Raw genomic sequence first — 17,528 nt, 5'->3', positions numbered from 1 at the left:
GCTGATGCCGGTGCCGGACTTCGGCCCGCTGGACCGCATGCAGGGCTGGGTCATGACAGCTGTGATCACGGCACTGGCAGCCATCACTCGGTTCCTCAACCTCGGTTCGCCCACCGACGGCGGCACGCCGATCTTCGACGAGAAGCACTACGCGCCGCAGGCGTATCAGATTCTGGGCAACCACGGTGTCGAGGACAATCCCGGCTACGGCCTGGTGGTCCATCCGCCGGTCGGCAAGCTGCTCATGGCCGCAGGCGAGGCCATCTTCGGCTACAACGGGCTGGGCTGGCGGTTCAGCGGCGCGGTCTGCGGTGTCGTCATCGTGCTGCTGGTGGCGCGCATCGTGCGCCGCATGACGCGATCCACGCTCATCGGCGGCATCGCCGGGCTGCTGATCATCGCCGACGGTGTCAGCTTCGTGTCGGCACGGACCGCGCTGCTCGACGTGTTCCTGGTGGTCTTCGTGGTGGCGGCGTTCGGTGCGCTGATCGTCGACCGCGACCAGATGCGGGAGCGCATGCACATCGCGCTGCTGGAAGGCCGCATCGGCGAGACGGCATGGGGTCCGCGACTGGGGGTGCGCTGGTGGCGGTTCGGTGCGGGCGTGCTGCTGGGCCTTGCCTTCGCGACCAAGTGGTCGGGGTTGTACTTCATCCTGTTCTTCGGCCTCATGACGCTGGCGTTCGATGTCGCGGCCAGGCGCCAGTACCGGGTACCGCGGCCGTGGTTGGGGACGTTGCGCCGCGATCTCGGCCCGACGGTGTACGTGATGGGCCTCATCCCGCTGGGCGTGTACCTGGCGTCGTTCGCGGGATGGTTCGCCTCCGAGACCGGGGCCTACCGGCACGAGGAGGGCCGCACGATCGGTGACGACGGGTTGCTGCCCAACGCGATCCGGTCACTGTGGCACTACACGTATTCGGTGTACACGTTCCACTCCGGGCTGACCAACGCCGATGGCAACCACCATCCATGGGAGTCCAAGCCGTGGACGTGGCCGATGTCGCTGCGGCCCGTGCTGTACGCCATCGATCAGGACAACATCGCGGGATGCGGCGCACAGTCCTGCGTCAAGGCCGTGATGCTGGCAGGCACGCCGGCGATGTGGTTCATCGCGGTACCGGTGCTGGGCTGGGCGATATGGCGGGCCTTCGTCAAACGAGACTGGCGCTACGCCGCCGTCCTCGTCGGCTACTTCGCGGGCTTCCTGCCGTGGTTCGCCGACATCGACCGGCAGATGTACTTCTTCTACGCCGCGCCGATGGCCCCGTTCCTGGTGATGGCGATCGCACTGATCCTCGGCGATATCCTCTACGCGCCAAGGCAAAACGCGGAGAGACACACCCTCGGCCTGTTCGTGGTGTGCTTCTACGTCGCGGCGGTCATCACGAACTTCGCCTGGATGTTCCCCATTCTCACCGGCCTGCCGATCTCCCAGTCGACGTGGCACATGCAGATCTGGCTACCGTCCTGGCGCTAACCCTGCGCGTGAAACTGCGCCCAGGGTCGTGAATTCGAGTTATCCACAGCCCTACGCGCAGTCTCACCGCGACGGCGCGGATTTGTCGCCTCGACTACCGAGTATGACCGCATGCGCGAGATCTTCGTCGGCAGCGAGCGACTGGCCAGCGGCGGCCTGACGCGGAGCCAGCTGCGCTGGAACTACTCGCCGATCTTCCCAGGCGTCTACCTGCCGAAGACCGCCATCACCAATCTTCGATCGCGCATCGCCGCCGCATGGTTGTGGTCGGGTCGCAACGGGATCATCGCCGGACGCGCGGCGGCGTCGTTGCACGGTGCGAAGTGGATCGACGATGTCACGCCGATCGAACTCATCGGGGGACGCGACCGCTCGCCGAACGGCATCATCATGCGCAACGAGAGGATCGACGCCGACGAGGTCGTCGAGATCGGCGGGATGCTGGTGACCTCACCCGCACGCACCGCACTCGACCTCGGCCGCCACCTTCCGCGCGACGACGCGGTTCGACATCTCGATGCCCTGGCGGGGGCCTGCAACGTCACCGCAGCCGAAGCGCTCTCGCTGGCCTCCCGGCATCGTCGCGCGCGTGGACTCCGCCGCGCGGGAATCGCACTCGACCTGATGGACGCCGGCGGACAATCACCAAGGGAGACCCGACTGCGCCTGTGGTACATCGACGCCGGCTTTCCTCGACCCACCACGCAGATACACATCACCGACGGATTCGCGAACGCGTTCCTCGACATGGGTTGGGAGGAGCCCATGGTCGGCGCCGACTACGACGGCGAAGAACACCGCAGTAGTCGCCCTCGCTACGTCCACGACATCGGCCGCAACGAACTCGTCAGGCGCCAGGGCTGGATCGACCTGCACGTCGTGGCCGAACACTCGCGGCGATTCGTCATCACGCGGACCGCAGATGCGTTCGCGCGACGCGGCCATCACGTGAAACTGCGCTGAGGGTCGTGCCTGCGCGCGAATCACGACCCTGGGCGCAGTCTCACGGCCGTCGTCGGCGGGAGGTGGGCTACAGGGGGTCGCGGGCGGCGGGGCACGCCATGCACCGCGGACCGCCGCGGCCAGTGCCCAACTCCGAGGCGGCGATCGCCAGCACCTCGATACCCGAATCCGCCAGCCGCGCGTTGGTCTCGGAGTTGCGCTCGTAGGCGACGACAACGCCGGGCGCCAGGGCCAGCGTGTTGTTGCCGTCATCCCACTGCTCACGCTCGGCGGTCACGGGATCGAGGCCGGTGTCGATGACGTGCAGCGCCTCGATGCCCATCGCCTCGGCAGCCGCCCTGACGAACGGCTGCGCGTCGTCGATCCGCACGCCACCCGGGGTGCGGTGAATCGTGAACGCCGACAGGGAGTCGACGATGTTCGGGTACATCACGACGGCGTCAACGTCGACCATGGTGCACACGGTGTCGAGGTGCATCTGGGCGCGTTCCTGGGCGATCGGCACCGCCAGCACGGTGTGCGCGAGATCGTCGTCGAACAGGCTGCGCGCCAGCGCCTCCGCACCCGCGGGCGTGGTGCGCTCCCCCACCCCGACGGCCACCACACCGTGCCCCAGCAGAAGGACGTCACCGCCCTCGACCGGCGCGGAGCGCGACTCATAGGCCCGGCGCACCCCGAGGAATCGGGGATGGTGCGCGTACACCAGGTCGGTCAGCGAGGTCTCGCGGATGCGGGCGGGCAGGGCCAGCGAGGTGATCGCCACCCGCGGCCCGATCCAGAACGACGAGTCGCGGGTGAACAGCAGGTTGGGCAGCGGATCGATGACGAAGTCACCGCCGTGATGCATGCGCCGCACCAGCGAGAGCTCACCGTGCGGCAACTCGTTGAATGTCATGCCTGCCATCAGCACGTGCGCAAGCGGGCCGGCCTCCAGCGAGCGCAGGTAGGCCGAGAGTTCCTGCGCCAGCGGCTGTCCCAGGCGACGCGAGTCGACGGCCGCCGATATGCCGTGCATGCGAGCCGCTCCACTGGACAGTGCCTCGGTCAGCAGGTCGGCCAGGAGCAGCACCTCGACGCCCCGCGAGCGCAGCAGCGCGGTGAAGGCGTCGTGTTCCTGCTGCGCCTTGGCCACCCACGGCAGGCCGTCGAAAAGCAGCCTGTCGTTGTTGCGCGGTGTCAGTCGCTGCAGCTCGGCACCCGGCCGGTGCACGATGACGGCGCGCAGCGTGCCGACCTCGGAATCGGCGCCCAGCTGCGTTTCCGTCACGTCTAGCACCGTAACGCCAATCCGCACCTCAACTATCGTTGAGGTCATGGAGACAATCGAACTGACACCGGGTGAGATGTCACACCGCAGCGGGGTGGCGGTCTCCGCGCTGCACTTCTACGAACGCGAGGGCCTGATCCACTGCCGGCGCACGTCGGGCAACCAGCGGCGCTACCCCCGCGAGACCCTTCGCCGCGTGGCGTTCATCCGGATGTCGCAGCGGCTCGGCATCCCGCTGGCCCGCATCCGCGAGGTCCTGGCGACGCTCCCGACGGACCGCGTACCGACGAGCAAGGACTGGGCGCGCCTGTCGGCGACCTGGCGCGCCGATCTCGACGAGCGGATCCTGCACATGCAACGCCTGCGTGACAACCTCACCGGCTGCATCGGCTGCGGTTGCCTGAGCCTCAAGACGTGTTCTCTGGCGAATCCGGGCGACGTCCTGGCCGAGCAGGGCCCCGGGGCGGCCAATCTGTGAATTCGAACGCCTGTGCGATAACATTCGGTCGTGTCCTTGTCGGTTCAGGGGTCTCTCTTCGACTGCGCCGAGCGGCGTAGCCTCGGCGACGGCGCGTGGATCGACGTCCGCGCCGGTTGGCTGGGCGACCACGACGAGTTCTTCGACGAGCTGATGGCGTCGATACCGTGGCGCGCCGAGCGTCGACAGATGTATGACCGGGTGCTGGACGTCCCCCGCCTGGTCAGCTTCCACGACCTCACCGCCGAACCTCCCCCGCATCCGGGCCTCGCCAGGCTGCGTGTGCGGCTCAACGACATCTACGCGCGCGACATGGGTGAGCCCTTCACCACCGCCGGCCTGTGCCTGTACCGCGATGAGACCGACAGCGTGGCGTGGCACGGTGACACGGTCGGCCGCAGCAGCACCGAGGACACCACCGTCGCGATCGTCAGCCTCGGCGCGACAAGGGTTTTCGCCATGCGGCCCCGCGCGGGTGGCTCCTCGCTACGACTGCCCCAGGGGCACGGTGACCTGCTGGTCATGGGCGGCTCGTGTCAGCGCACGTGGGAGCACGCGGTGCCGAAGACCGCCCGGCCCAAGGGCCCCCGGATCAGCATCCAGTTCCGCGTACGCGACGTGCGCTAGGACCCGCGGATGGCGGCGACGGCCGACACCAACAGGTCGCGGGCCCGCTGGGTGTCCACCTGACCCACCGGCTTGTCGGGCAGCACCAGGGGGTTGGCGGTGACGATCACCAGGTACTGACCGAAGCCGGCTACGTAGTTGTAGATCTCACCCGCGGCGGGCTTGCCGTTCACCATCGTCTGCACGACGCGATGCGTGCCAAGGGTGCGGGCGTCCTCGATTGTCGGCGACTCGGCCACCTCGACGAGACCACGGGAGCCCTGCCCCGCGAAGGCGACCTTGTGGCAGCCCTCGCCCGGCTCCGGCAGCGGGATCTCCTCGGATGTCTCGAGGGCAATGGTGATGAACCGGTTTCCCGCACCCTCGGCCGTGACCGCGGCCATATTGCCCTTGAGCCCCTCGGGTACCGCCAGGCCGGTGGCGAACTTGGCGCAGTCGGCCGGATCGAATGTGACGCCCGGCGGAAGCGATTGCGGCGCAAGCAGACGCGGGTCAATGCCCGTCGGGTCCACCTCGGTCACCTTGAACTCGGGGCCGAAGCTCGACGCCAGGTCGACAACCTTGGCGATGTCGCCCGACGACTCATCGGATCCGCTCGAGCAAGCCGTGAGCACCACGACAAACATCAGGGCCACCCACGTCCTCGACACCGCCGCCAATCTACCCGCCGGGGGCTGGCGAACCGCGTAGCGCCGACACGGTCGAGGTCAGCAGCTCCGCGGCGAACCCCGGTCCGAGCGGCGCACCGGTGGACCCCGGGTCGGTGACGACGGTGACGTAGGTGATGACGTCGCCCAGGTAGGCGGTGAAGGTATCGGCGTGGGAATGGGTTTCAGTACCGCCCTCGACGACGGTGGCTGCCTCGGTGCGCAGGCCGAGCGTCGATGCGCCGTCGACGACGGGCGCGTCGATTGTCTCGACCTTCGCGGTGGTGCGCCCCGTGATCACCGAGAACGTGCCGCACTGTTCGCGCAGCGGCTCGTCCAGACCGCTGGCCACCGAGCCCGCCACGGCATAGACGATGCCGCCCGGCCCCGACGCCGACCACCCACGGACGGTCGCCGAGTCCAGCGGCGGGTCTACCAGCGGGGTGCACTGCGGTGGCTCCACCGTCCACGGTTCGCCCAGACCCCAGAGCGCCACCGGAGCGGCGCGTCCGGCGAGGTCGCCAACCTCGTATCCCGGCGGTAGATCGCTGCGCGCCGCGCCGATCCTCGCCGGTTCGGCGACCGCGGCGTGCGCGGGGAGCCCCGTTGTTGCAGAGGACGGTTCGGGCGCAACGGATGAACCGCACGCCACGCAGAGGACTGCCGCCGAACAGAGGGCGGGTACGCGCACGTCGTCTTGATATCACAGCTACGCTGACCCGCACCGAAGTCGGCTCAGGACACGCCGCCGGCGGAAACGCGAGGAGGAGCTGAGCCCACATGTGCACGCGAGTCTTGTGGAATACCAACCAGTTAGCAGTGCTATCGGGCCGAAGCATGGACTGGCCGGAGTCCACTGAACCGCTGATCGTGGCGTTTCCGAGGGGCCGCGCCCGCAACGGCGGACTGCTGCTCACCGAGGTCGTGGTGCCCGACAACCCGCTGCGGTGGACGAGCACCCACGGCAGCCTCGTGACGACGGTCTACGGGCTGGGCACCGTCGACGGTCTCAACGAGCGTGGGCTGGCCGTCCACGCGCTGTACCTGAAGTCCACCGACGTCGGACCGCGTGACACCGCGTTGCCCGGTCTGCACACCGGCGTGTGGGCGCAGTACCTGCTCGATCAGGCCGCGACGGTGTCCGAGGCACTGGCGCTGATGGACGGCGTCCAGCTGGTGATGGTCGGCGCCAACGGTCACGACGCCACCCTGCACCTGGCCATCGAGGACGCCACCGGCGACAGCGCCATCCTCGAACTCGAGGCGGGCAAGCTCGTCGTGCACCACGGCCGCGAGTTCACCTTGATGACCAACGATCCCACCTACGACGAACAGCTCGCGCTGCTGTCCAAGCAGGACTTCTCCCACCCCAGCCGCGACATGCCGCTGCCCGGCAACGTCAATCCCGTCGACAGGTTTCAGCGCGCCGCCTACTACAGCGCTCTGCTGCCTGAACCCACCAGCGAGCGTCAGGCCGTCGCGAGCGTGCTGGCCGTGATGCGCAACGTGTCGGTACCGTTCGGCGCGCCGTACGGCGAGTTCGGCGTCTACAACACCGAGTACCGCACCGTGTGCGATACGACGAACCGCCTCTACGTGTTCGAGCTGAGCACGAGCCCAAGCACGATCTGGGTTCAGATGTCCGGGCTGGACCTGCACGAGGGTGCCCCGACGCTGGCGGTCGATCCCCACGACGAATCACTGGCAGGCGATGTCACGGGGCGGTTCACGACCCACGACATCGGTTTCTGACACCACGGGTTCTGACACCACGGGCTCGTTCTACGTGCTTTTTCGGATTGCTGACCGTAGGCTCAGGCTGTTTTTCCACGACAGGAGACTGCATATGCACACGTTCACCAAGGCCGGCGGTGCTGCGGTCGCCGTCGTCGCGTTGACCCTGACCCTCTCGGGCTGCGGATCGGACTCCAAGACGGAGGCCACGTCGTCGTCCCCGTCATCGACCAGCGAGACCAGCGAGACCAGCGCTGCCGCGCCCACCTCGGCGGCACCGTCCACCGCCAACGAGACCATTGCCGACTACATCAAGAAGAGCGGCATCACCGAAACTCCGGTCAAGCGTGGAGATCCCGGTTCGCCGACCCTCGAGCTACCGATTCCAGCGGGCTGGGAGGACGCCGGCCAGCGGACCCCGCCCTATGCGTGGAGCGCCATCCTGTTCACGGGCGACCCGGCGATGGCCACCGACCCGCCGACGATTGTCACGCTGATGTCGAAGCTGACCGGTGACGTCGACCCCGCGCAGGTCATCGAGTACGCGCCGGGCGAACTGAAGAACCTGCCCGGATTCGAGGGCGGCGACGGTAAGACCGGCACCCTGAGCGGATTCGACACCTACCAGATCGGTGGCACCTACGTCCGTGACGGCGTGAAGCGCATGATCGCCCAGAAGACCATCGTGATCCCCGGTGCGGACGGCCTGTTCGTCGTCCAGCTCAACGCCGACGGCCTCGAGGACCAGATCAATCCGCTGATGACCGCCACGTCTGAGATCGACGAGAAGACCGTCATCACGCCATGACCGCGGCACCGCAACCGCACCATCCCGAGGAGTACGCGGAGTCGCAGAGGAAGACGTAGTGAGCCTCTTCGGCGGCGGCGCGGGTGGCGTGCGTGTTGCGGTGGCACCGGACGCGGTTCGGCCGCGCCAGTCAGTCACCGCGACCGTCACCAGTGACAGGCCCCTCGACAGGGTCGACTCGGTGCGGTTGGAGTGGGGCTATGACAACTTCTACCGGTACCACGGTGGCGAGCGTGACGCCGAGGACTGGGTCTGCGTCAGCCGCGTCGACGTTCCGGTGACCACGGGCGAGTTCGCCGGAACGACATCGACTTTCACGGTGCCATCGTGGGCGCCCGGATCATCCGAACAGATCGCCCGGTGGTCGTGCCGGGTAGCGATCGAACGCGGTGGGCGTGATATCGGCACCCGCGGGGACTTCACTGTCTTGATCGGGGTCGAGGACGTCGACCCGGTGGAGGCCCTCGTGGCGCCGATGGAGCGGGTGTCGGGTGTCGCGGAGACCGATCTCGAGATCGTGTTGGCCGCATCGGTGTTCAGGGCAGGCGACACGGTGTCCGGTCACGTGGTTCTCACCCCTGCCACCGACCTACCCGACGGCGATCTCGCGGTGCACTGGCAGCGCCACCGCGAGTCTCATCCCATGGTCCGCCAGCCCGCCCAGTTGAGTGCATTGGACGGGCCAATCATCGATCTGGGCAAGGCGATTGCACTCAAGACGGGATCGCCGCTGACGCTGCCCTTCCAACTTGCGCTGCCCGACGACGCATCCCCCACCGCCGATGCCGTGCATTCGTCGCTGTCGTGGTTCATCGGGGCGCGGCTGCTCTACGCGGGTTCCAGTGACCACATCCCGGAAGAGGTACGCCGAGGAATCATCGTGGCGAACGCGTGACACCGCAGCGTCACGCCCGCGAGATCGCCGACGCCTCAGCCACCTGCTCCGCCGTCGGCCGCACCCCGGTGTAGCGCTCGAACTGTTCGGCTGCCTGTAGAGCGATCACCTCGGCCCCGGTGATGACGTGGGCGCCCGCCGCGCGGGCCGCGGCAATCAACGGTGTCTCCGACGGGAGCGCCACCACGTCGAACACCGTGTTCGCCTGGGCGATAGTCGATTCGTCGAAGGCTCGTTCGGTGGACTCCGGTCCACCCGCCATCCCGATCGGCGTGACGTTGACGATGATCGCGGCAACACGGTCGGCCACCTCGGCGCTGTACTCGTAGCCGAGTCGCGCCGCCAGTTCGCGTCCCGCATCGGCGTTGCGGGCGACGACGGTGCCCGTGTCGAAACCGTAGTCGTGGAAGGCCGCGCCAACGGCACTCGCCATTCCACCGCTGCCGCGGATCAGCACCGTCGACGACGGATCCAGCCTGTGGTCGTCTATCAGGCGTTGCACGGCAAGGTAATCGGTGTTGGAGGCCACAAGGTGTCCGTCGTCGTTGACGATCGTGTTGACCGAGTTGATGGCCCGCGCCGATGCCTCGACCTCGTCGACGAGGTCGATGACGTCCTCCTTGAACGGCATCGACACCGAGCACCCGCGGATCCCCAGTGCGCGCACCCCGCCGATCGCCGCCGCGATATCGGTGGTGGTGAACGCCTTGTAGATGAAGTCGAGTCCCAGCACGTCATACAGGTGGTTGTGGAATCGGGTGCCGATATTGCTCGGCCTTGCCGCCAGCGAGATGCACAGCCGTGTGTCCTTGCTCAACGGAGGTCGGTTGCCGGCCGAGTTCGCCATCAGCCCAACGCCCGCATCACTTGTCTCGCCAGTGATCTGATCTCGCGGTAGACCGTGGGCGGCAGGGACAACTCGCGCAGAGTGGGCACGTCGATCACCGTAGTGACCACGCCGAGGTCATCGCGATGCCACAGGGCGCCGTAGCGCTCCAGGATCGCGCGCATGGCGTAGTTGTCGGCCAGCACCCGGGCGGTGAACTGGTGTACGCCGTCGCTGCGGGCCGCCACGGCCAGGGCGGCCATGAGGAATGTGCCGATCCCCCGGCCCTGGTAGTCATCCCCGACGATGAAGGCCACCTCGGCCACGCTGGCGTCGGCTCCCTCCCGGACGAATCGCGCGTCGGCGACCACCGGTCCGTCCGGCCCATCGGTGATCACCCAGACGAAGTGATCGACGTAGTCGACCTCGAACAGGTAGCTCATCAGTGTCGGAGTCGGTTTCTGCATGCTCTGAAAGCGTCGGTACAGCGTCTCGCTGGAGAACTGCACCGGTCCGTGCACGGTGCGCTCGTTATCGCCGGGCAGCACCGGCCGCAGGTACATCTGGCTACCGTCGCGCAACGTGACCGGAATCGGCTTGGCGTGAGCCGCCAGCCGTTGACGCGCCGTGCGCACCAAGTGCGTCATCATGCACGGCACGTCGAGCATGGTCGCGAAGGCCTCGCGGCCCCCGATCCACCCGCTGAGCGGTTCCGCAGCCTTCACCGTGGCGGAACGCGGCGTATCGCGCATCAGAGCGATCTCACCGACAATCAGGCCAGGGCCGACAGTGCCGACGGTGGTCACGCCCTCGGCATCCGAATGTGAGACCTCGGCGTGGCCGGACGCGATCAGCAGAAACGAGACGGCATCCTCGCCCTGACGCATCAACACCTCGCCGGGCACGGCGGACAGGGGTCGCAGTTGAGCCGCCAGCGGCCCCAACGATTCAATCGGGCAGCCGGCGAAGAACCCCATGCCAGCCAGTTCGTCGGGGCTGACAGTGTCGGAAGCCGCCACGTCCCGAGGCTACGGCGGGTCCGTCGCTACCGGCAAGGAAGTGGCCAAACACGTCAGCCGGGCAGCCCCTGCTCCTCTAGTGGCAACGGGGCCGGGCCCTTTATCGCGGGCGCCGCCGCGGGGACGGGAGCCTCGCTCGGCGCAGTGGTCGCGGTCACGGTCACCCCGGTGCTCATATCACCGGCAAAGGTCTCCGAATTCGCAGACCCCTGTAGTACGCCGACGGTGATGGCGGCCGCCGCGACGGCGACGCTGCCGACGATCACCGCTATTGATTTTGGTTCTCTTGCAGTCACGTTCACGTTTCGTATCTCCTGGTGTCCGGGATCCCTTGCGGGTGACATCCCACTAGAACCAACCCGGATCACCGCTCCCGTCATTCCCAAATACGGGAAGAGTTCTCGATCGCGGTCACCGATGTGAGACGCGAATCACCACCGGCACAATCACCCAGAACATCGCGAAGGCCGCCGTCGCGACACTGCCCGCGATGTAGGCGGTCTGATGGCCCGCCACCGCGTCGAAGACGATGACGGTCATCCCCACCAGCGCCGCACCCAGAAGCAGCAGGCCCCCGTACGCGAGGCGATGCGCCGCCGCCACCAGGGATGCGAGGCGGCGCTGCCGGAACAACACCCGATGCAATCCGACCGGCGCGACCAGCAGAACGGTGGCCGCCAGGGCACAGCCCACACTGGCCAGATACACAATCCGCATGCCCTCATCGAGCATGTCGAATCGGGGCTGGAATGGAAGAGTCAGCATGAATCCGGTGAGCAGCTGAACACCGGTCTGCACTACCCGAAGTTCCTGCAGCAGACTCGACCAGTTGCGGTCCAGTCGCTGGACTTCCGTCTCACCGCGGGCGTCGCGATCCCAGGCTTGATTGGCCTGGGGATGGTCGACGTCCATGACCAACTCCGGCCGGTCTCTTGGTGCCGACTCAGTGATTCCGGAGCTTTGCGACCAGGCGGGCCTTCGTCAGATCCGAGTAGCCCGATATGCCGAGTTCCCTCGCGCGCTTCTTCAGTTCGGGGACAGTCCAGTCGTCATACGATCCGGACTCGCCGCCCTTACGCCCCACGGCCGACTTACCGCGCGCGGCGGCGGCATTCGAGATGCGTGCGGACTTCTCCTTCGAGTTGCCCTGCTTGCGCAGTTCCTCGTACATGTCCTCGTTCTTGAGCGACGGATTGGGCATCGTCCTCACACCTCCATACCTCGATTTGGAGAGGGATTCCCACTGCAGTCGGAGGCAAACAGCGGAATCCGTCGCGCTGACCCCGACCTGGGCTCGCCAGCGCCGCATGCCGAAGAACAACAAACTGATCAGGCACTATTACAAGACACTAAGAACCATTGTCGAGCAGGGGTTTGCGCACTATCGTTTCAGTGGAGGTTGAGACCCCCAGCCCCGCACACAACGGCATCGGAATCCGCAATTCACACTGCGGCAGTGGCCCACCAACGCGGGCCGAACTCACTCCTGTACGTCATCGCGGATGGAATTCTCGATATGTCACTTGCACACCAACGCAGCCGGGGCACATCCCGGCACCGCGGCACGCATTTCACCGCGCGGCCCATCGGTTCCTACATCTCGCTGCACACCGTCGCGGGCGAGATCGACGCCTCGAATGCGACCAACCTGTCGGACTTCGTCGAGCACCACCTCGGCACGGCCAAGCGACTAATCCTCGATCTGCGCGGGCTGACCTTCTTCGGCACCGCGGGGTTCTCGGTCCTGCACCGAATCAACGTCGCATGCTCGCAACACGGTGTGAACCTCGTGGTGCTGCCGAGCGACGAGGTCAACCGGCTGCTGCGGATCTGTGATCCGGCAGGCGCACTCCCTGTGGCGCGCTCGCTGCAGGGTGCGATCCACACCGCGGTGCGGCCGCCCCGGGCACATCTCAGACTCGTTGCGCACCAGACAACTACCGATTAGAAAGACGGTCAGCGCCCGGACCGCCTGATGCGGAACTCAGCGCGGTAGCGGCGGCGCTGCTCGGCATCCGTATGGGTCCCGAGCAGGCCTCGGTCGTGCCGTCCGGAATGCGTCATCAGCATCAGGCCCCCGCCGAGCAGAAGCGCTGCCGCACCCGTCAGGATCAACGCCGGACTTGCGTAGCCTCCGCCCGCAGCCACCAGCAGTGCACCGACCGACGCGATGCCGACGATGACGAGGACGAGTCCCACAAGGGGCTCCCAGAAGTCGGTGGGACCCGGCCCACTTCTCGCCATGGCACGATCCTCAACTGGCTGGAGGCGGCGCCTCGGCGTGCGGACGTTCGGCGGCCCACCTCAGCTCCTGCTGCCGGACGCGTCGGTGCGTGACGAAGAGCCATGCACCGCCCACGACATAGGCGCAGACGGCGATGACCGCAGCGATCGAACCCGCGGTGGCGGCGCCAGAGGCGAAGGCCGCAAGTCCGAAGACCATCGCCATCACGCCGAGTGCCAAGATGACCAGACCAGGGGCGTTGGTGCCGTTCTTCATCGTCTCGCCCGCGTGCTGCCGCGTCGTCCTGGCGTGATCGATCGGATCCTTGGAATCATCACCCATGTCGGACTCCCTCCTGCGCACCCGTCGCCGTGGCGCGCGCACTCCCTCGGATACCCGGCGCCAATCGCACGAAACGCCAAGATGGTCGGCGTCCCAGGAGTTTCGGTGCGGAGGGTATGGGGGTAGCCATCTCCCACCGAATTCATCCGACCCCGGAGGCGACTCAATGTCCGCGTCATCCACCGCACAGAACGTCGGAGGCACGTCACAGGACTCCACCTCGCCGCAGCGCCATCGCCGGAGGACCATCCTGAACTGGGTGCTCGCCGCGTTGCTGATCCCCGGCGCTCTGGCCGTCGTCGGGTACGCCTACCTACAGGTGCTCGGTACAGCGAGATGCACCAGCAACACGTGCACCGAACTGGGACCGAACGAGACCACCTTCGGCCTCATCCTCTACGGCACGCCGGCGGTCGCCGTGCTCGCCGTGGCGGTCTCGGCGTTCACCGCTCGCCGCCGTTGGGGCATCGTCGTGCCTGGGCTCGGCTGGGCGCTGCTCGCCGCAGCGGCAGTGCTGTTGGCGACCACTTTCTAGGGACGTCCGGCCACGGCGATTCACTCTGGGGATCGGCGCGTCAACCCGTCGTACGCAGGGGCTTCGGGAATTCAGTCGAAGGGGAACGACATGGTGACGGTGGTCCCCGCCGAGGTGCCATCGACCGACATTCCACCGCTCACCGCCCGCATCAGCGGAACCCCGCGTCCACGCACTCGCGGGTTCGGATCGGGCGTCTTCCAGGAGCCGGAATCTGTTATCTCGATGCAGATCTCACGACCGTTCACCTCTGCGCTCACCCACATGGGGCCCGCTGGCCTGCCGCGGTACCCGTGTTCGATGCTATTGGTGCAGGCCTCGTTGACGACGAGGGTGATGTCGGCAGCGAGTTCGTCGGGAATGCTGACGGCCCGCAGCCAGTCAGCCAGGCGAGCACGGATGTCGGCCAACTTATCTGGTGTCGCCACCACCTCGAGCCGCAGCGCAGTGGGCGGCCTCCGATACACCACGATGGCCACGTCATCGTCGAATCCACCAGGGGGCGTCTGACTTCCGAGCATCGCGTCGGCGACATCCTCCGCCGAGGAGCCGAGGGTGTCTACCAGGATGTCACCGGCACTGCGGATTCCGTCATCGATCACCAGGCCGCGGCGCTCGACCAGACCGTCGGTGTAGAGCATCAGCGTGGCACCCGGCTGCAGCCTCGTCGAGGCCTGCGGACGAGTGATGGGATGCTGCACCGCTAATGGCACCGCACTCGCCTCGGTCAACATCTCGATGGCCGCGTCGGGTGCGGCCAGCAGTGCGGGCGGGTGTCCAGCGCTGCTGTAGGTCAGATCGCCCGTCGACGTGTCGAGCGTGCCGACGAACACCGTGGTGAAGTAGGCGCCGGGGATGAGCATGGCCGCGGAGTCCAGTTCCTCGATCAGCCGGGCGGGTTCAGCGCCGTTGACCAACAGTGCGCGCGCCGAACTCCGGAGCTGGCCCATGACCGCAGCGGCGCCCAGCCCACTTCCCACGCAGTCCCCCACGATGATGCCGATCCGATCGTCTCCGATCACCAGCACGTCGTACCAGTCGCCACCGACCTCCAGCGGCGACACCGCAGGTTCGTAGCGCACCGCGAATCCGACCGGCGGTCTGGTGGTCGGCATCATGGCGCGCTGCAGCGTCAGGGACGCCTCGCGGGCCGCCTCGAACTGACGCACGTGCTGCACGGCGAGACTCAGATGGCCGACCAGCGCCGCCACCAGGAGCCGGTCCTCGTCGCTGGTCATCCGTGGCTGCCCGTACTCCAGCCACAGCGCCGTGTCGTCCGCGCCGGACAACACCGTCATCATGCCCGTCGACAGCGGGCTTGCCTCCGACACTCCGACCGGTTCGACCGACAACGGCGGCCACCGCCGGGCACCGTCAAACGCGACCTGCAGCGCAGTATCGAGGTCACGCCACGCAGTGCTGCGATCGGTGGCCCGGACGATGGGCTCCGCGCCGGCCCGCGTCCACCGCACCACCACGATGCGCCTCACCTCGATCGTGCGGCACTCATCGAGCAGGATGTCGAGCACCTCGGTGACGCTCGTGGCCACACCGATGTCCGTTGCGAAGCGGACCACAGCGCTTCTGCGCGCCTCCGCCGCGCGCGCTGCGGTGATATCGCGGATGGTGCCGACGTAGGCGCCACGGTCATCCCCGTCGGAGGTCACCGCGTTCATGCTCACAGCGGCCCACGTGATGCGCCCGTTGCGGTGCTGGATCGGGGTCTCGGACTGCAGAGTCCCCTCAGCGACGAGCTGACGAAGCCGCTGTGCGGCCACCTGTTCGTCGACCAGCCAGGGATAGGGCCAGCGGTAGGGCAGACCGTCGGCCCCGCACCCGGTGATGGCGGCGAAGGCCTCGTTGACCTCGGTAATGGTGCCGTCGCGCTCCACGACGAAGAATCCCTCCTGGAGCGAGTTCACCAGCGCAGTTCGGAACGCATCGCGGTCGGCGAGGTCATCGGCCCGGGCACGCTGCTGCGCATAGCGCTTGGCACCGTCCAGAAAGCCGCTCGTCGCGACGTCGAAGGTGGCGAGTGTCTGGAGCAGGAACGGCAGCGCCGCTGCCGGTGACGCCGACTCCTGATCGCCCACGCGGGAGTGCTCCTCGATGATCTCGAGCAGGCTGACCTTCTCCTCCAGCGCCCGACGGCCCAGTTCGTGACCAGCGGCCAGGCTCGCCTCCTCACCATCGCTGAGGTAGCGCCGCAAGGCTTGCCCATAGCTCTGGAAGAAGTCGCCACCTGGCATTACAGAGTGCCTCGGTGCCGGGCAACGAGGACCAGTGCGTCATCGGTCACGCGGCAGTGTTCCCGCAGAATCCGTTCCGCAATCGTCTCGGCTGGCGCGCCGAAGTCGAGCGCGTCGAGATGGTCATCGGTGATGCCGTCGCTGGTCATCACCAACAGGTGGCCTGGACGCATCTCGGCCGACTCTGATGAGTCGACGCGTGGCAACTGAAAACCCACAATTCCACTGGCCAGGCGTGCCGAGAAGCTCGTCTCCAACCCACTGGGTGCACGGGAGACGAGATGGGCGGCGACGTTTCCCACCCCCACCCACCTCACCGTGTCGGTGGTGAAGTCGATGCGAGCCAGTGTCATCGCCGCGCCTCGCGTGCTCGCCAGCGCCCGGTGACAGTGCGTCACCATCTCCTCGAGAGACTCACCCCGGTGCTCGCCGACGACGGCAACCGCGCGTCGTGCCGCCAGCGCCGCGTCGGGACCGTGACCGAGCCCATCGATCACGCCGAAGACGGCGGCCTCCGCGTCGACCGCGATGACGACGGCGAGATCACCGCACACGTCCTGCCCGGGGAGTGGGCGTGCGGCGACTGCCCACTCGATGGGTCCGATGCGTCCGATGTCGTTCACCGCTGCGGCGTCCACTTCCACATCTCGACGACGGTGCCGCGACCGGGCACCGAGTCCACGGTCAGCCTGTCCATCAGGCGCCGGGCGCCGGGGAGTCCTAGCCCTAGGCCGCGGCCCGTCGAGTAGCCCTCCTCCATGGCGCGGTCGATGTCGTGGATTCCCGGGCCCGCGTCCTCGGCGTGCACCACCAGCGCGCGGCGCCCCTCGCGGACCTGCACGTCGATGCGGATCGCACCTCTGCCGGCGTAACTCGTGATGTTGCGGGCTATCTCGGATATGGCGGTGGCGATCATCGTGACGTCGGTCAGCGAGAAGCCGAGGTCTCGTGCGAGCTGGTTACCCGCCTGTCGTGCGGTGACGATGTCGTCCGAGTCGTTCACGTCGACGACGGTGACGGCGGGCTTTTCAGTCGTCAATGTCTCGGCCGTTCATCGATTTTCGACGCGATGCCAGTTGCCGATTGAGCAGCGCCAGACCCTCCTCGAGGTCGAGTGCGGTGTGCATCCCGTCAAAGACGAGCCCGAGCTGCACCATCGCGAAGGCAACCTCGGGCTGCAAACCCACGATCACCGTGTCCGCCCCACGCAGCCGGGTCATGTGCGCGATGTTGCGTAGCGACCGCGCCGCATAGGAGTCCATGACATCGATCGCCGTGACGTCCACGATGATGCCGCGCGCACGGAACCGGCTGACGCGCTCCATCAAGTCCTGGCGCAGCCGCTCGGTATCGGAGTCGGTCAGGGCGGCCTGCACTGTCGCGATGAGGATCGCGCCCTGTTTGAGGATGGGTACTGGCATGAGAATCCGTGTG

The 17,528-nt window shown here is 67.2% G+C and carries 23 protein-coding genes; 9 read left to right on the top strand and 14 right to left on the bottom strand.

The window, feature by feature from the left end:
• The first annotated feature begins 4 nt into the window (after positions 1 to 4).
• Both ACZY0X_RS09235 and ACZY0X_RS09230 read left to right on the top strand, forming a co-directional pair.
• On the top strand, positions 5 to 1,480 hold the full coding sequence (locus ACZY0X_RS09235) for a dolichyl-phosphate-mannose--protein mannosyltransferase (protein WP_463770585.1): 1,476 nt from the start codon (positions 5 to 7) through the stop codon (positions 1,478 to 1,480).
• Between the two features lie 111 nt (positions 1,481 to 1,591).
• The gene (locus ACZY0X_RS09230) at positions 1,592 to 2,443 is read left to right on the top strand and encodes a hypothetical protein (protein ID WP_463769619.1); all 852 of its coding nucleotides are present in this window, start codon (positions 1,592 to 1,594) and stop codon (positions 2,441 to 2,443) included.
• A gap of 67 nt (positions 2,444 to 2,510) precedes the next feature.
• Here the strand turns inward: ACZY0X_RS09230 and arcA are convergent, their stop codons facing one another.
• A complete protein-coding gene (gene arcA, locus ACZY0X_RS09225; protein ID WP_463769617.1) occupies positions 2,511 to 3,758 on the bottom strand; it encodes an arginine deiminase in 1,248 nt (415 codons plus the stop codon).
• On the opposite strand from arcA, the gene soxR reads away from it, so the two are divergent.
• A complete protein-coding gene (soxR, locus tag ACZY0X_RS09220; protein ID WP_463769616.1) occupies positions 3,757 to 4,188 on the top strand; it encodes a redox-sensitive transcriptional activator SoxR in 432 nt (143 codons plus the stop codon). The genes arcA and soxR overlap by 2 nt on opposite strands.
• Before the next feature lie 30 nt (positions 4,189 to 4,218).
• Positions 4,219 to 4,815 carry an alpha-ketoglutarate-dependent dioxygenase AlkB gene (locus ACZY0X_RS09215; protein WP_463769614.1) on the top strand — a complete coding sequence of 199 codons (597 nt, stop codon included), beginning with the start codon at positions 4,219 to 4,221 and terminating at the stop codon, positions 4,813 to 4,815.
• Here ACZY0X_RS09215 and ACZY0X_RS09210 read toward each other — a convergent pair.
• Entirely contained in the window at positions 4,812 to 5,441 is a 630-nt protein-coding gene (locus ACZY0X_RS09210; protein WP_463770583.1) for a DUF5642 family protein, read from the bottom strand. The genes ACZY0X_RS09215 and ACZY0X_RS09210 overlap by 4 nt on opposite strands.
• 34 nt (positions 5,442 to 5,475) lie before the next feature.
• Positions 5,476 to 6,153, bottom strand: a complete 678-nt coding sequence (locus tag ACZY0X_RS09205) for a DUF5642 family protein (protein ID WP_463769612.1) — start codon at positions 6,151 to 6,153, stop codon at positions 5,476 to 5,478.
• 89 nt (positions 6,154 to 6,242) lie between these two features.
• On the opposite strand from ACZY0X_RS09205, the gene ACZY0X_RS09200 reads away from it, so the two are divergent.
• The 3 genes from ACZY0X_RS09200 to ACZY0X_RS09190 all read left to right on the top strand — a co-directional run bounded on the left by ACZY0X_RS09200 (position 6,243) and on the right by ACZY0X_RS09190 (position 8,899).
• Complete coding sequence (locus tag ACZY0X_RS09200; RefSeq protein ID WP_463769610.1) at positions 6,243 to 7,214, top strand: linear amide C-N hydrolase; 972 nt, start codon at positions 6,243 to 6,245, stop codon at positions 7,212 to 7,214.
• Positions 7,215 to 7,308: 94 nt separating this feature from the next.
• On the top strand, positions 7,309 to 8,004 hold the full coding sequence (lpqN, locus tag ACZY0X_RS09195) for an envelope biogenesis lipoprotein LpqN (RefSeq protein ID WP_463769608.1): 696 nt from the start codon (positions 7,309 to 7,311) through the stop codon (positions 8,002 to 8,004).
• A gap of 58 nt (positions 8,005 to 8,062) precedes the next feature.
• Entirely contained in the window at positions 8,063 to 8,899 is an 837-nt protein-coding gene (locus ACZY0X_RS09190; protein ID WP_463769606.1) for a hypothetical protein, read from the top strand.
• Positions 8,900 to 8,909: 10 nt separating this feature from the next.
• Here ACZY0X_RS09190 and ACZY0X_RS09185 read toward each other — a convergent pair whose 3' ends face one another.
• From ACZY0X_RS09185 to ACZY0X_RS09165, 5 genes are all read right to left on the bottom strand, one after another.
• Complete coding sequence (locus ACZY0X_RS09185; protein ID WP_463769604.1) at positions 8,910 to 9,746, bottom strand: shikimate 5-dehydrogenase; 837 nt, start codon at positions 9,744 to 9,746, stop codon at positions 8,910 to 8,912.
• A complete protein-coding gene (locus ACZY0X_RS09180) occupies positions 9,746 to 10,744 on the bottom strand; it encodes a GNAT family N-acetyltransferase (protein ID WP_463769602.1) in 999 nt (332 codons plus the stop codon). The genes ACZY0X_RS09185 and ACZY0X_RS09180 overlap by 1 nt, the downstream gene beginning before the upstream one ends.
• Before the next feature lie 53 nt (positions 10,745 to 10,797).
• Entirely contained in the window at positions 10,798 to 11,010 is a 213-nt protein-coding gene (locus tag ACZY0X_RS09175; protein ID WP_463769600.1) for a hypothetical protein, read from the bottom strand.
• A gap of 145 nt (positions 11,011 to 11,155) precedes the next feature.
• The gene (locus ACZY0X_RS09170; protein ID WP_463769598.1) at positions 11,156 to 11,656 is read right to left on the bottom strand and encodes a DUF6328 family protein; all 501 of its coding nucleotides are present in this window, start codon (positions 11,654 to 11,656) and stop codon (positions 11,156 to 11,158) included.
• A 31-nt stretch (positions 11,657 to 11,687) separates the two neighbouring features.
• Positions 11,688 to 11,945 carry a DUF7218 family protein gene (locus ACZY0X_RS09165; RefSeq protein WP_463769596.1) on the bottom strand — a complete coding sequence of 86 codons (258 nt, stop codon included), beginning with the start codon at positions 11,943 to 11,945 and terminating at the stop codon, positions 11,688 to 11,690.
• A gap of 255 nt (positions 11,946 to 12,200) precedes the next feature.
• Here ACZY0X_RS09165 and ACZY0X_RS09160 point away from each other — a divergent pair, with 255 nt between their 5' ends.
• Positions 12,201 to 12,692, top strand: a complete 492-nt coding sequence (locus ACZY0X_RS09160; RefSeq protein WP_463769594.1) for an STAS domain-containing protein — start codon at positions 12,201 to 12,203, stop codon at positions 12,690 to 12,692.
• An 8-nt stretch (positions 12,693 to 12,700) separates the two neighbouring features.
• Here ACZY0X_RS09160 and ACZY0X_RS09155 read toward each other — a convergent pair whose 3' ends face one another.
• The gene (locus ACZY0X_RS09155) at positions 12,701 to 12,988 is read right to left on the bottom strand and encodes a hypothetical protein (RefSeq protein ID WP_463769592.1); all 288 of its coding nucleotides are present in this window, start codon (positions 12,986 to 12,988) and stop codon (positions 12,701 to 12,703) included.
• A gap of 10 nt (positions 12,989 to 12,998) precedes the next feature.
• A complete protein-coding gene (gene usfY / locus ACZY0X_RS09150; RefSeq protein ID WP_463769590.1) occupies positions 12,999 to 13,310 on the bottom strand; it encodes a protein UsfY in 312 nt (103 codons plus the stop codon).
• A gap of 166 nt (positions 13,311 to 13,476) precedes the next feature.
• Here usfY and ACZY0X_RS09145 point away from each other — a divergent pair, with 166 nt between their 5' ends.
• Positions 13,477 to 13,845 (top strand): hypothetical protein, encoded by a 369-nt coding sequence (locus tag ACZY0X_RS09145; protein WP_463769588.1) that lies wholly within the window; start codon positions 13,477 to 13,479, stop codon positions 13,843 to 13,845.
• A 71-nt stretch (positions 13,846 to 13,916) separates the two neighbouring features.
• Here ACZY0X_RS09145 and ACZY0X_RS09140 read toward each other — a convergent pair whose 3' ends face one another.
• The 4 genes from ACZY0X_RS09140 to ACZY0X_RS09125 are packed head-to-tail and all read right to left on the bottom strand — an operon-like array spanning position 13,917 to position 17,515.
• A complete protein-coding gene (locus tag ACZY0X_RS09140) occupies positions 13,917 to 16,094 on the bottom strand; it encodes a SpoIIE family protein phosphatase (protein WP_463769586.1) in 2,178 nt (725 codons plus the stop codon).
• The gene (locus ACZY0X_RS09135) at positions 16,094 to 16,717 is read right to left on the bottom strand and encodes a SpoIIE family protein phosphatase (RefSeq protein ID WP_463770581.1); all 624 of its coding nucleotides are present in this window, start codon (positions 16,715 to 16,717) and stop codon (positions 16,094 to 16,096) included. The genes ACZY0X_RS09140 and ACZY0X_RS09135 overlap by 1 nt, the downstream gene beginning before the upstream one ends.
• Positions 16,714 to 17,097 carry an ATP-binding protein gene (locus tag ACZY0X_RS09130; RefSeq protein ID WP_463769584.1) on the bottom strand — a complete coding sequence of 128 codons (384 nt, stop codon included), beginning with the start codon at positions 17,095 to 17,097 and terminating at the stop codon, positions 16,714 to 16,716. The genes ACZY0X_RS09135 and ACZY0X_RS09130 overlap by 4 nt, the downstream gene beginning before the upstream one ends.
• A gap of 25 nt (positions 17,098 to 17,122) precedes the next feature.
• A complete protein-coding gene (locus ACZY0X_RS09125; protein ID WP_463769582.1) occupies positions 17,123 to 17,515 on the bottom strand; it encodes an STAS domain-containing protein in 393 nt (130 codons plus the stop codon).
• Positions 17,516 to 17,528: the final 13 nt, after the last annotated feature.

The sequence above is a fragment of the Mycobacterium sp. IDUB_39 genome (assembly GCF_055419205.1).
This window is presented reverse-complemented; position numbering and strand designations above follow the sequence as displayed.

Bases quoted from the DNA above. Each gene is read 5' to 3' on its own strand.
- ACZY0X_RS09185 (WP_463769604.1), bottom strand. From the start codon at position 9,746: ATGGCGAACTCGGCCGGCAACCGACCTCCGTTGAGCAAGGACACACGG.
- ACZY0X_RS09170 (WP_463769598.1), bottom strand. From the start codon at position 11,656: ATGGACGTCGACCATCCCCAGGCCAATCAAGCCTGGGATCGCGACGCC.
- ACZY0X_RS09200 (WP_463769610.1), top strand. From the start codon at position 6,243: ATGTGCACGCGAGTCTTGTGGAATACCAACCAGTTAGCAGTGCTATCG.
- ACZY0X_RS09155 (WP_463769592.1), bottom strand. From the start codon at position 12,988: ATGGCGAGAAGTGGGCCGGGTCCCACCGACTTCTGGGAGCCCCTTGTG.
- ACZY0X_RS09235 (WP_463770585.1), top strand. From the start codon at position 5: ATGCCGGTGCCGGACTTCGGCCCGCTGGACCGCATGCAGGGCTGGGTC.
- ACZY0X_RS09230 (WP_463769619.1), top strand. From the start codon at position 1,592: ATGCGCGAGATCTTCGTCGGCAGCGAGCGACTGGCCAGCGGCGGCCTG.
- lpqN (WP_463769608.1), top strand. From the start codon at position 7,309: ATGCACACGTTCACCAAGGCCGGCGGTGCTGCGGTCGCCGTCGTCGCG.
- ACZY0X_RS09165 (WP_463769596.1), bottom strand. From the start codon at position 11,945: ATGCCCAATCCGTCGCTCAAGAACGAGGACATGTACGAGGAACTGCGC.
- ACZY0X_RS09145 (WP_463769588.1), top strand. From the start codon at position 13,477: ATGTCCGCGTCATCCACCGCACAGAACGTCGGAGGCACGTCACAGGAC.
- ACZY0X_RS09125 (WP_463769582.1), bottom strand. From the start codon at position 17,515: ATGCCAGTACCCATCCTCAAACAGGGCGCGATCCTCATCGCGACAGTG.
- ACZY0X_RS09140 (WP_463769586.1), bottom strand. From the start codon at position 16,094: ATGCCAGGTGGCGACTTCTTCCAGAGCTATGGGCAAGCCTTGCGGCGC.
- arcA (WP_463769617.1), bottom strand. From the start codon at position 3,758: ATGACCTCAACGATAGTTGAGGTGCGGATTGGCGTTACGGTGCTAGAC.
- ACZY0X_RS09210 (WP_463770583.1), bottom strand. From the start codon at position 5,441: ATGTTTGTCGTGGTGCTCACGGCTTGCTCGAGCGGATCCGATGAGTCG.
- soxR (WP_463769616.1), top strand. From the start codon at position 3,757: ATGGAGACAATCGAACTGACACCGGGTGAGATGTCACACCGCAGCGGG.
- usfY (WP_463769590.1), bottom strand. From the start codon at position 13,310: ATGGGTGATGATTCCAAGGATCCGATCGATCACGCCAGGACGACGCGG.